Genomic DNA, 12,660 nt, shown 5'->3' with positions numbered 1-12,660 from the left:
CAAAGAATCATTAATATCTTGTTACAACAACCACATAGGGTCATCCTTTAACACCGAAAGTATACGCCTATAAGATGTAATTGCGAATAAACATTGTAATTTACCAAGTATAGACGTAAAGTATTTCAATACATTATTACCCCAAAAGGGTGTAACGCCTTACAAGAATATTCGTTATTTAAAGCGATATCTGCGCTATAGCCTTATGTATATGTTTGAAGCAGTTAGGCAAGCTCAATAATTAATGTGCAAAAATTCACTTTATTGCCTATAAATAATAGTAATAAACATCGATGATATAAGAAATAAAACCATGCTTAGAATTCTTTCACTTATTTTTATCTTTATTTTACCCATCAGCCTCAGTGTTGCTGCGGTGCCTAAAGAAACCATCAAACGTATTGAGCAAGAAGCCCAAAAAGGCGATGTTAAAGCGCAAGTAATGCTTGGCATTGGTTACTATCTGGGTAATGAATTAAAGCAAGACTATGGTAAAGCCAAAAAATGGCTAACAATGGCCTCCAATAAAGGTAACTCTGATGCCCAGTTATTTTTAGGCGATATGTATCTAAATGGCAATGGTGTAGAACAGAACCTTGAAACCGCGATGGAGTTATTTGAAAAATCAGCGAATAAAGGAAATGTTGAGGCACAAAACTACATGGGGCAATTTTATTACCAAGGTATTGGTGTAAAACAAAACTATATTACTGCGTTTGAATGGTTCCAAAAATCTGCTGATAAGAAATTCCCCCCCGCTCAATACCAGCTTGGGAAGATGCTTGAAAGTGGTGAAGGCACCGAAATAGATGATAAATCTGCTGCAGAGTATTTAGCACAAGCCTGTAAAGCAGGTATTAAAGAAGCCTGCCCACAAAAATAACTCCCTTTCTCCCCTACGATTTCATCGGGTATTTTCAGCGTCGAAAGTACCCGCATGCTGCATATTTCTCTACTAAAAATCTGATTGCGACAACTTGCTCACAACCTATGATAAGCCTATCGGTTATTATTCTAATATTAACAATCAATATCAAAATGAATGATAATGATCTAAACTTATAATATACAAGAAGAAAGGAGAAATTATGTACAATACAATTTTAGTTCCGATCGATGTAACCGAAGACGCGCTGACCAATATGTTAGTTCCACATGTCAATTCTCTGCAAAAATTGAATAATGCAAATGTTCACTTTTTGGCCGTCACTGCGCCAATTTCTAATTATCTACGCTACGGTGGAACCATTTTACCGGGTGATTTTCCTGATGATGAAAAACAAGCTGAGATTATTCTTGCTGAGTTAAAAGAGAAAATTAAATTATTCTCCATTCCTGCGGATAAAGTGCATGCAAAAGCAAGCGTGGGTTCCGTTAAAGACGAAATCTTAGCTGCTGCCGAAGATATTCATGCCGATATTATCTTACTAGGCTCACGCCGCCCAAGTATGACAACATATTTATTAGGTTCAAACGCGGCTTCCGTCGTACGTTACGCGAAAACCAGTGTATTAGTTGTCAGATAAGCTAATCTATCTCAAATTATTAATGGTTTTAGCTTTATTTACTAACAATAAGTTTACACTTAATGATTGTTACAAAAATCAATAAAACCATACACATTATGGTGCTATTTTTATGACTAATTGAGGTAGATTATAGCCTCATAAACATTTTCGTGATTTTCACGCCCTGCTTTTATAGCGGGGTTTTTTTCGTCTTTTATTTGATTACACTAACTAAGACACTATTTAATTCATAAAAATCGAGCCATAAAAAAGCCCATATCACTTTGCAGCAAATGGGCTTTGAACATGATTATCAGACGTTTATTGTTCTAACGCTTTTGCCATCACTTTTTGGAAATCTTCCCATGAGCAATAGCCATTTTTATCAATTGGGCAATCTTTAAGCTCTAAAGTGACATGCTTTGGTGGTGTTTCAAGGGATAAGTAGGCATTGTCCCTTAGCTGATCAGCCGTTTGATAAACATATTCGACTTTCATAAAATCTTTTTTCGTTTGCTTATCTGTCCAGCGTTGGAAAACCAATTTACCGCCAATTGGCGTGTGCTCATACTGCTGAGCTAACTGGTACGGTTTGAAATCCATCGCTGACATCAATGACGCAATATTGGAATCGTGCCCTACCAAGAAAATAAATTTAGCGGTTTCCCCTTTATCTACAGATACAAAGCCTTTATCAATATAATTGAGGATTGGGTGAGCCACATTTTTTGCGATAATTTTCGGTGTAAATAACGTTTCTTGATACGCATTTTTTAGCGTGTTGAGTTTTTTCCATTTTTCAGGGGTATCTACCAGCCCCCATGCCACTTGATTTGCTGGGAAACCTTCATAATATTGCAAGTCGATAGCATCTACTGCGGAATTAGCTATTTTCAATGGGCCACTAACACCCGGCTCCTTATCTGCTTCGATAATAAAGCTATTTTTTTGGCTATCGAGGTTGCACAGTTTGTCCGTTTTGCATTTTTGAGAATCTTTAATATTCAACACAGTATCGAGTTCTTCATAACCCGCTTTTAGTGATAAACCTTTTAAGTAATCATCCATTGCCGCAAGGGCTTTTTGTTTAAACTCAGGAGATCCATTGGTAATAATTGGGTTAAAGACGGGGTCCATCTTACCAATTTCTGGCTGATGGTGGATATTCACTTTACAACCCGGGAATGCACCTGCTGCAAAGAACTGTGCTGTCGCTATCGTTCTTTGTAAGCTATTGGTATACATATAAACATCTTCGTTACTGGTTGGACATAATTCATCCGCTAGAAGTTTATTTTGATCAATCCACTCCCTAAAATAATGCCCCATATACACTTCAAGCGCCCCACCTTGCGTGGTGAGATAACCGCTTTTTGCATCCCAGTCCGGCCATTTTTTATCAGTCACTTCGGTGAGGATACCGGTATTAACAATCGGAGTTCGTAAATTGTGGCGGCTAAGGACTAATACTTGGTCTAAAACCATATCTGATTGAGTGTCAGTGCTTGCCATGGTTGGTGCAATCGGTGCAAATAAAGCTGCAGATAAACATAGTGTTAACACTTTATATTTCATTAAGATACCCCTACCCAATATGGAAAAGTGAAAAGACGTTAAACAGTCCCAATAATCTAAACTTATCTAATAATGACAAAGCTGACTTTTTTTTCTGAGATTAATATCTCAAAACTAGCCTTAACTAAAATTAAAATCAGCCATTGACAATACAGGTCTGCGATTTAAGATTGCAGCATTATTTTAGGGAGACAATATAATGATAGTTCAAGCTGCCACTCGTGCACATGATGATGAAATAATTCGCGTTTGGGAGGCTTCGGTCAGAGCCACCCACGATTTTTTACCTGAAGAAAAAATCAACGAACTCAAAGTGGCAATCAAGCAACTTTATTTGCCAAATTTAGCGGTATTTGTCGCCTTTGATGACGCAGGGAAAATGGTAGGTTTTCTCGGTTGTGCTGAAAACCGCCTTGAAATGCTGTTTATCTCTCCAGAAAACCGTGGGCAAGGAACGGGGAAAAAACTCCTGCAATACGCCATTGAAGAATTAGGTGTCACCGAGCTTGATGTCAATGAGCAAAACCCTCAAGCCGTTGGTTTTTATCAGCATATGGGTTTTGTGCAATATGGCCGTTCTGAGCTAGACGGTGAAGGAAACCCTTTTCCTCTGCTGCATATGCGTTTAAAAACCGCGTAATAGCATGAACATTATCGAGTTAGAGACCCCAAGGTTACGCCTTCGAAAATGGCAAGAGGAAGATAGCGCCGCTTTTTATGCACTCAATAGCGACCCCGATGTAATGCGCTACTTTCCGGCCCTATTGGATGAGCAACAAAGCCAACAGTTTTTAGAAACCATCATCACCAAATTCACCCAACAAGGTGGCTGGGGGTTATGGGCTGTCGAATTGAAAGAAACCAACGCATTTATTGGTTTTTTGGGTTTAAATATTCCCGCTGCTAACTTGCCTTTTTCTCCCTGCGTTGAAATCGGTTGGCGCTTACTCCCTGCTTATTGGCACCAAGGTTTAGCTTCTGAAGGGGCGAAAGCGGTTATTCAACTGGCGTTTACCCAGTTAAATCTCCGTGAAATAGTGGCATTTACTGCTGTTCCTAATACCCCATCAGAATCAGTGATGAAGCGTCTTGGCATGACAAAACAGCCAGATAATTTTTATCACCCTGCGCTCCCTGATGGTCATTGGTTACAAGAACATGTGTTGTATCGCCTCAAAGCGAGCGATTACCGTCATTAAAGTGCCACCAAAACAATTCCCACAAAAAAGCCATCACACTGTGATGGCTTGATTTTGCGAGCTTATTCGTCAATTACTTTTTACTTTCAGCTTCTGCTTTCGCTTCTTTCGCTTCAACATCACGATACCAACGTGGGTGGTGTTTCTTCGCCCAGCGACGGCTTACTTTGCCTTCGATCATACCTTTAATCGAGCCTTTAACCCAGAATGCCATGTACATATGGATTAAGATTGCATGGATTAAAATAATCGCGGCAGCAGCATGAATAAGCAGGCTCCAGCGGATCATCCACATCGGGAACATATCCGCAAAGTAAGGGCGCCAAATGATAATCCCAGTCACTAAGAGTACGAAAATCATACTCATAATACTCCAGAACATCATTTTTTGGCCTGCGTTATATTTACCGACATCCGCAACTTCGTGCTCGTTACCCTTGAGAACTTCAACAATATTCTTGATCCAAGGTAAATCCTTTCTATCTGGAATATTGTGTTTCACAAAGCGCACAAACATGAACATCAGTACGACGAAAATCAACACACCAAAGAATGGGTGAAGAATACGCCCCATTTGTGGTGTACCGAAGGTTTCCGTCAGCCATTTTAGTGTTGGGAAAAACAGTGCGATACCTGACAACGCAACCAAGAAGAAGCTGATGACCACTGTCCAGTGGCACGCACGGTCAATAAACTTAGTCCGTACAATCATTTTGCTTTTTTTACTCATGGTTATCGTCCTCCTCTTCATCACTCACTTCTTTGTTCGGGCCAATTCCCACATAGTGGAAGATTAATCCCGCAAAGGTTGCAATAAAGCCAATTGCAGAAAGTGGTTTCAGAACGCCTTTCCACAGATTAATTGGGGTATCAATTTGTGGATCTTCAGGCAGCCCGTGATAAAGCTGAGGTTTGTCAGCATGATGCAACACATAAACAACGTGTGTTCCACCGACGCCTTCAGGGTCATAAATACCTGCTTGCGCATAACCACGATTTTTCAGTTTCGTGACGCGCTCTGCACCGTATTCCAGCATTTCGGCTTTCGTACCAAAACGAATAGCACCTGTCGGACAAGTTTTCACACAAGCAGGCTCTTGACCAACACTGACCCTATCAACACACAAAGTACATTTGTAGACACGATTATCTTTCGGGTTTAATCGTGGGATGTTGAATGGGCAACCTGCAATGCAGTAACCACAACCAATACAGTGCTCTGATTGGAAATCCACAATACCGTTAGCATACTGAATGATTGCACCCGCAGATGGACACGCTTTCAAACAGCCAGGGTCCGTACAGTGCATACAGCCATCTTTACGGATCAGCCACTCTAGCTTGCCCATTTCTGTGGTTTCGCTAAAGCGCATCACTGTCCAAGATTTAGCACTTAAATCCGTTGGGTTATCATAAACCCCAACGCAATGACCCACTTCGTCACGGATATCATTCCACTCAGAACATGCCACCTGACAGGCTTTACAACCAATACAGGATGACACATCAATAAGCTTACACACTTCCAGCTTATCATCACGCGCCTGTGGCGGAGGCGTAATGCTATTGGTCGCGGAACGTTTAATAATGTCTTGAGATTGCATGGACATGTTCCCTCCCTTACGCCTTCTCAATGTTAACTAAGAATGCCTTATACTCAGGTGTCTGAGAGTTAGCATCGCCCACAGATGGCGTTAACGTATTGGTAATGAAACCTTTTTGCGTTGCGCCTTCAAAGCCCCAGTGAATTGGCAGACCGACCGTTTCAATCGGTTTGCCATCAACCATCAGGGTTTGCAATCGTGGTGTCACCACTGCCACCGCTTTGATAAAGCCGCGTTTGCTACTGACTTTGACTTTATCACCCAGTGCAATACCCTTCGCTTTCGCTAAGGTTTCACTGATTTCCACAAATTGCTCTGGTTGAGCAATCGCGTTTAAGCGAGCGTGTTTTGTCCACGTATGGAAATGCTCGGTCAAACGGTATGTGGTTCCTACATAAGGGAAATCTTTGTGATCGCCAAGGCGTTTCTTGTCTTCATCAAAAATTCGCGCAGCAGGGTTAGACACCACATTTGGATGCAATGGGTTTGTACCTAATGGCGTTTCAAACGGCTCATAGTGCTCAGGGAATGGCCCTTCTGCCATCTTATCGATAGCAAATAAACGCCCTAGCCCTTCAGGTTGCATGATAAATGGACCGGTTCCTACTTCTGGCGCAGATGCGTTAAAGTCAGGAATATCGTTACCCACCCATTTTTTACCGTTCCATTCGATAAGCACACGGTCTTTATTCCATGGTTTACCTTTGGTATCACAAGATGCACGGTTATAAATCACGCGGCGGTTCAGAGGCCATGCCCATGCCCAACCTAATGTATTACCGATACCCGATGGGTCGCTGTTATCACGGTTCGCCATCTGGTTGCCTTTTTCAGTCCAGCAACCGGTATAAATCCAGCAAGACGAGGCCGTTGTCCCGTCATCACGCAGCAATGCAAACGAGCTGAGTAATTCGCCTTTTTTCGCTTGAAGGTTGCCATCCGCATCGTAGAGATCAACCAGTGCAACACCATTGTTCTCTTTTGCCACTTCTTCTGATTCAGGGTGGAATTGTCGTTTGTAATTCCATTTCATCTGCATCAGAGGCTCTTGGCCTTGGCCGCCTTCTTTCTCATACATTTCACGGATTTTGTACAAAATACCCGTTAAGATTTGGCCATCATTACGCGCCTCACCTGGGCCATCCGCAGCCTGCCAGTGCCATTGTAACCAACGGCCAGAGTTGGCGATTGAACCATCTTCTTCCGCAAAACAGGTTGATGGCAGACGGAATACTTCGGTTTGGATTGAAGCGCTATCTACGTCATTCATCTCACCGTGGTTTTGCCAGAAATTCGCCGTTTCTGTGACTAACGGGTCAACAACCACTAAATATTTCAGCTTACTTAGGCAGCTCACCACTTTGTTTTTGTCTGGGAAAGACGCAACTGGGTTAAAGCCTTGGCAGATGTAGCCGGTGACTTCGTTACGGCTCATCATGTCAAAATACTTCATAACATCATAAGCTTGGTCCCATTTAGGTAACCAATCGAAGCCCCACTGGTTATCCGCTTGAGCAGAATCACCATAGAATGATTTCATCAAGCTAACGAAGAATTTCGGATAGTTACTCCAGTAGTTCACCTGATTCGGTAATGTCGCTTTTGGCGTGTTCGCCGTCAGGTAATTATCGACCGTAAGGTGCTTTTCTGAAGGTAACGTCAGGTAACCCGGCAAACTGGTAGATAACAAACCTAAGTCCGTCAGACCTTGAATGTTTGAGTGACCACGTAATGCGTTCACACCGCCACCCGCCACGCCCATATTACCGAGCAGTAACTGGATCATCGCCATGGTACGGATGTTTTGCGCACCCACGGTATGTTGTGTCCAACCTAACGCATACAGGAACGTACCCGCTTTTTCAGAGGCACTGGTCGTCGCGAGGATTTCACACACTTTTAAGAAATCAGCTTGGGAAGTACCACAAATTTTCTCAACTATCTCAGGCGTATAGCGTGAGACGTGCTTGCGAAGTAAATTCCAAACACAACGCGGGTCTTGTAATGTGTCATCGCGCAGTGCGTGACCATTTTCATCAAATTTGTAGTTCCAGCTGGTTTTGTCATAACTGCGTTTGTCAGCGTTATAGCCACTAAATAGGCCATCTTCAAAGTCAAAATCATCTCTGACAATTAACGCCGCATTGGTGTAGTTCTGAACATATTCAGCATTGATTTTATTGTTTTCAATCAGATACAGTAAAACGCCCGATAAGAAAGTAATATCGGTACCTGAACGAATTGGCACATAATGGTCTGCAACTGATGCGGTACGCGTAAAACGCGGATCAATTACAATCAGTGTCGCATCATTATTGTTTTTAGCTTCAATTGCCCAGCGGAACCCAACAGGGTGAGCTTCCGCAGCGTTACCGCCCATTACGACGACAACATCCGCATTTTTAATATCAACCCAGTGGTTGGTCATCGCACCGCGACCAAATGTTGGAGCAAGACTTGCTACCGTTGGTCCGTGTCAGACACGCGCTTGGTTATCAACCGCCAGCATACCTAGCGATCGTGCGAATTTTTGGGTCAGCATTCCCGTTTCGTTACTGGCAGCGGATGCACATAACATCCCTGTTGATAACCAACGGTTTACTGTCGTACCTTGTTCATTTTTCTCAATGAAGTTTGCATCGCGGTCATCTTTCATTAATCGCGCAATACGCGTGAAAGCATCATCCCAGCTAATGCGTTCCCATTTATCGGAGCCTGGTGCTCTATACTCTGGGTAACGTAAACGATTTTCACTGTGGATGTAATCCAGTAGGCCAGCCCCTTTTGGACATAAAGCACCACGGTTTACAGGGTGGTCGGAGTCTCCTTCGACGTGGAAGATCGCGGATTTAGCATTCATGGCGCCATCGCCCATGCTATACATTAATAATCCACAACCGACAGAACAGTAAGTACAAGTATTACGCGTCTCTTTTGAGCGTAGTAATTTATATTCACGTACATTAGCTATTGCCATTCCAGGCATAAAACCTAACGCAGCTACAGTTGTACCTGCCATCCCGCCAGCACAGATTTTAAAAAACTTTCTGCGACTAACGTTCATTGCTACCTCTTTATATTTTTTGTATAAATCGGTGTGAGGATAGCAGCCTAATATGATTAGATATTGCCTAAAATCAATTAAAGTGAAAATAAAAGTTTAATTAATATTAACTGAGTAGTTAAACAACAATTAAAATTACCACCAATAGGGTATTTATTGTTAAATTGATTTAGATCAATTGTTACAATTGAAAACATTTAAGTTAAATAAATCTTATTTAGCGTTTTTTGAAATCAGCATTTCAACACAATAATTATACTGCATTAAAATCACTCTATTTTAAGGTGCAAAAATGCACTTAACGTAAACTATAATATTCATTCACATTCAAATAATAAGATAAAAGACATAAGCTCACCACAAAATAATCCCTCACATTTTATCAGCCATATCCATAATGTAGAGAGCAGCCCAAAAGTCCTTCAATTTATTAAGTAATAATCAACAGAAAACAACAACTCAGCTGGAACGAGATGAATTAAAATATAGGGTTCAGCATTTCAAACAAAGTTGCAGGGTCTATATAAAACTGATAAGGAGGATATTGATTGGAATTCATCTAGCTTATTTAATTTAATTGAAAACTATTTTTTCAGAAATGCGAGCAAAGCCAGATTGGCTTTCTTTCTTAAAAATCACCATAACAATAAAGATGGTATGTTATTTTTCTTTATTGTTATGATCAATATAAAAGTGATTTTCTACTTCCAACCGCTGATAATAATACCTGCACCGACAAAAACCACTAAAGCCCCTACCCAATCAGTAACAGTAAGCGAAACACCATCAACGACTTTTAGCCAAACTAGCGCTGTAGCAACATAGATCCCGCCATATGTTGCATAAATTCGCCCACTCGCTTCAGGATGTAATGTTAGTAGCCAAACAAATAGTGCCAAACTCAGCGCAGCAGGAATGAGTAACCATGAGCTTCCTTGTTTTTTCATCCATAAATAAGGGAAATAGCAACCTGCAATTTCAGCTAGTGCAGTGATGAAAAACAAACCAATAATTTTTATAGACATAGAAACCTATTCAATAGAGTACCCATTCATGCTTTTTAGAAAATCATTCTAGGAAGAGCAATACAGGTAACGTTATACCGACTTTACTAACAGTAAAGAAATTCGCCTTGCTATGGGTAAAACAAAGAAAACCGTTGGAAAGGCTATCATCCACGAAATTCCCCAAGAACTGAGCCAGGGAGTGAATACTTCACTGGTAAAGCCGAGTGCTCTAACTGTACTTATTAACGATACAATGCCACTCATAACAAGAGACAAAAACAAAGGGACAAGGACAATCATCGCCCGAGCGGGTAATTTAGGGATGCCTAAAACATAATTGCTGTCTTGGTATGACATAAAAACTCCTAAGCAAACGAGCACACAAAGCACATAACGATTTATGTGACCAAAGTTATATGCGTTGCTTAACGTAAACGCTTACGAGTCTCATGACCATTCGCGATTATTCTATGGTATTTGATTTTTTTGTCAATGAACCAACAAAAACGATACAACAACACAATAGGTTCTGGTATCCTCCTTTTTCACATTAATATACAGCGTATAATTAATTGGAGGTAACGCATGATCACAGGGCATGTCTTCATAGCAACCAGTTTAGATGGCTATATTGCACGTAAAAATGGCGATATTAAATGGCTTTTACAACAGGATCTGCCTGAAGAAAACCATGGTTACGAAAACTTCATCTGCAACATCGATGCAATCATCATGGGGCGAGGAACATTTGAAACCGTTTGTAATTTTACGCCTTGGCCCTATGAGCAACCCATTGTGGTTCTTTCATCCACACTCGCAGACCAACCTGTTCCTGAACATTTAATCGGTAAGGTACGGTTTTCGAACCAGACGCCTGAGCAAGTCATGCTGATGCTAGAGACCGAAGGCTGTAAACGTGTTTATATCGATGGCGGGCAAGTTGTTCAATCCTTTTTAAAACAAGGGCTAATTCACGACCTTATTATCACTAAAATTCCCATTCTATTAGGTGAAGGGCGTCCATTATTTGGCCCAATTCCCCATGATATTTTCCTTAGCCATTTGAATACTCGAAGCTTCCCTTCAGGGTTTATTCAATCCCATTATGAGATAGTCAAATGACAGCGAGAAAACCAGGTCGCCCTAAAACACAGCAACTCAATATTTCATCTGAAAATATTATTGCCAAGGCGATAGAAATATTAGATGACAAGGGGATTGAGCAATTATCCATGCGGTTAATCGCTAAAGAAATGGCTATTACTCCGATGGCGCTTTACCATTATTTTTCTGATAAAAACGCGTTAATTAAGGCCATTAGCAACACGCTATATCACGATATTAATGTTAAAGATATAAAAGGTATTCAGCCCAAAATAGAAAACCTTTTGCTTAGATATCGTGAAAAGGTGATTCAATACCCACAGATTACGTTAGCGATATTTAATGCATCTGCGTTATTTCCTGAACAGGCTACTCGCATAACCAAAGAGATAATTCAGTTATTAATAGAGTTAGGGTTATCAGCACAGCAAGCAACCCAGTGGGGGCACATTCTCATTGACTATACTCACGGGGAAGCTTTAGCGTCAGCAACTTTAGAATATAACGAGCAAGTTCACGCTAGAGAGAATTATATTAACGCAATGATTTTACTGAACATGAAGGGTTTATTGTTATGTCAAAAATAGTCAAATAAATAACGTTTTACTGCGATATGCCTTTTGCTCCCTACCACTTTTTATTTCTGCTACTATAACTGCCATCATTTCTATCATCTTATTGGCTAATAAAATCATTATGAGAGCAACATCTGAAGAAGCCCGCGTATTTATTGAAGTGGTAGAACAAAAAAGTTTTAGTAAAGCTGCTGATAAACTAAATCTAGCGAATTCGGCAGTGAGCAGGATCGTCAAAAAGCTAGAAGAAAAACTGGGGGTCAATTTGCTTAACCGCACCACAAGGCAAATTGACCTAACCGCCGAAGGTGAACTTTATTTTCAGCGTATGAAAGTTATCTTGCAAGAAATGCTCGCGGCGGAAAATGAATTACATGAAACACAAACTTCCCCAAAAGGCCTATTACGAATTGATGCTGCAACACCCATTGTATTGCATATATTAATCCCTTTTGTGTCTGTTTTTCGTCAACAATATCCCGACATTCATTTATCGCTAGTTTCATCAGAAACCTTTGTTAATTTAATCGAACGGAAAGTCGATATTGCAATACGTGCAGGGCAACTCACCGACTCTAGTTTACGTGCCCGCCCGCTATTTAATAGTTACCGCAAGATAGTTGCGTCTCCAAATTATCTAAAACTGCATGATGCCCCCAAATACCCTCAAGATCTTTTGAACCATACATGTTTAACTTTTACTGAACCTGCATCATTAAATATGTGGCCAGTTAAAGGTATTGATGGGCAATTAATAGAAATCACAGAAGGGATATCATCAAATAGTGGAGAGACGTTAAGGCAGCTTTGCTTAGCGGGAAATGGGATTGCGTGTTTGTCTGACTTTATGGTGAATAAGGATATTCAAAGTGGCCAATTTGTCGAAGTGTTGACAGAAGAATTGCAACCTATTCCTTTGCCATTTCATGCCGTTTATTACAGTGACCGCGTTGTCAGCCAGCGCATTCGCGTTTTTATTGACAGCTTAACTCAATATCTTGCAGAAATTCAGAAGCCATAACAA

13 protein-coding genes are annotated in these 12,660 nt (G+C 40.9%); 7 read left to right on the top strand and 6 right to left on the bottom strand.

Annotated elements, in window-relative coordinates:
* Positions 1-313 precede the first annotated feature (313 nt).
* Together AC4IFT_RS13475 and AC4IFT_RS13470 are read left to right on the top strand one after the other, a co-directional pair.
* Positions 314-883, top strand: a complete 570-nt coding sequence (locus tag AC4IFT_RS13475; RefSeq protein ID WP_490735529.1) for a tetratricopeptide repeat protein — start codon at positions 314-316, stop codon at positions 881-883.
* Between the two features lie 205 nt (positions 884-1,088).
* Positions 1,089-1,526 (top strand): universal stress protein, encoded by a 438-nt coding sequence (locus AC4IFT_RS13470; RefSeq protein WP_353242494.1) that lies wholly within the window; start codon positions 1,089-1,091, stop codon positions 1,524-1,526.
* 303 nt (positions 1,527-1,829) lie between these two features.
* Here the strand turns inward: AC4IFT_RS13470 and agp are convergent, their stop codons facing one another.
* The gene (gene agp / locus AC4IFT_RS13465; protein WP_490735531.1) at positions 1,830-3,083 is read right to left on the bottom strand and encodes a bifunctional glucose-1-phosphatase/inositol phosphatase; all 1,254 of its coding nucleotides are present in this window, start codon (positions 3,081-3,083) and stop codon (positions 1,830-1,832) included.
* Positions 3,084-3,282: 199 nt separating this feature from the next.
* Here agp and AC4IFT_RS13460 point away from each other — a divergent pair, with 199 nt between their 5' ends.
* Positions 3,283-3,723: an acetyltransferase gene (locus tag AC4IFT_RS13460; protein WP_490735533.1), complete on the top strand. Its 441-nt coding sequence runs from the start codon at positions 3,283-3,285 to the stop codon at positions 3,721-3,723.
* Between the two features lie 4 nt (positions 3,724-3,727).
* Positions 3,728-4,282 carry a GNAT family N-acetyltransferase gene (locus AC4IFT_RS13455; protein ID WP_490751565.1) on the top strand — a complete coding sequence of 185 codons (555 nt, stop codon included), beginning with the start codon at positions 3,728-3,730 and terminating at the stop codon, positions 4,280-4,282.
* A gap of 73 nt (positions 4,283-4,355) precedes the next feature.
* Here AC4IFT_RS13455 and fdnI read toward each other — a convergent pair whose 3' ends face one another.
* The 5 genes from fdnI to AC4IFT_RS13430 form a co-directional block, all read right to left on the bottom strand.
* On the bottom strand, positions 4,356-5,012 hold the full coding sequence (gene fdnI / locus AC4IFT_RS13450) for a formate dehydrogenase-N subunit gamma (RefSeq protein WP_225817926.1): 657 nt from the start codon (positions 5,010-5,012) through the stop codon (positions 4,356-4,358).
* Positions 5,005-5,892, bottom strand: coding sequence for a formate dehydrogenase subunit beta (gene fdxH / locus AC4IFT_RS13445; RefSeq protein ID WP_353242499.1), 888 nt, complete (start codon positions 5,890-5,892; stop codon positions 5,005-5,007). The genes fdnI and fdxH overlap by 8 nt, the downstream gene beginning before the upstream one ends.
* A gap of 10 nt (positions 5,893-5,902) precedes the next feature.
* Positions 5,903-8,950 carry a formate dehydrogenase-N subunit alpha gene (fdnG, locus tag AC4IFT_RS13440; protein WP_490735537.1) on the bottom strand — a complete coding sequence of 1,016 codons (3,048 nt, stop codon included), beginning with the start codon at positions 8,948-8,950 and terminating at the stop codon, positions 5,903-5,905.
* Between the two features lie 701 nt (positions 8,951-9,651).
* Complete coding sequence (locus AC4IFT_RS13435) at positions 9,652-9,975, bottom strand: YnfA family protein (protein WP_275076045.1); 324 nt, start codon at positions 9,973-9,975, stop codon at positions 9,652-9,654.
* A 72-nt stretch (positions 9,976-10,047) separates the two neighbouring features.
* Positions 10,048-10,314 carry a DUF2798 domain-containing protein gene (locus AC4IFT_RS13430; RefSeq protein WP_490735539.1) on the bottom strand — a complete coding sequence of 89 codons (267 nt, stop codon included), beginning with the start codon at positions 10,312-10,314 and terminating at the stop codon, positions 10,048-10,050.
* 228 nt (positions 10,315-10,542) lie between these two features.
* Between AC4IFT_RS13430 and AC4IFT_RS13425 the strand changes: the two genes are divergently transcribed.
* The 3 genes from AC4IFT_RS13425 (at position 10,543) to yafC (ending at position 12,657) form a co-directional block, all read left to right on the top strand.
* A complete protein-coding gene (locus AC4IFT_RS13425; protein ID WP_490735541.1) occupies positions 10,543-11,079 on the top strand; it encodes a dihydrofolate reductase family protein in 537 nt (178 codons plus the stop codon).
* On the top strand, positions 11,076-11,648 hold the full coding sequence (locus AC4IFT_RS13420) for a TetR/AcrR family transcriptional regulator (RefSeq protein ID WP_490751564.1): 573 nt from the start codon (positions 11,076-11,078) through the stop codon (positions 11,646-11,648). Before AC4IFT_RS13425 ends, AC4IFT_RS13420 begins: the two co-directional genes overlap by 4 nt.
* A gap of 109 nt (positions 11,649-11,757) precedes the next feature.
* A complete protein-coding gene (yafC, locus tag AC4IFT_RS13415; protein WP_490751563.1) occupies positions 11,758-12,657 on the top strand; it encodes a DNA-binding transcriptional regulator YafC in 900 nt (299 codons plus the stop codon).
* The last annotated feature ends 3 nt before the right edge of the window (positions 12,658-12,660 follow it).

The sequence above is a fragment of the Providencia sp. UF-183 genome, from assembly GCF_058246155.1.
This window is presented reverse-complemented; position numbering and strand designations above follow the sequence as displayed.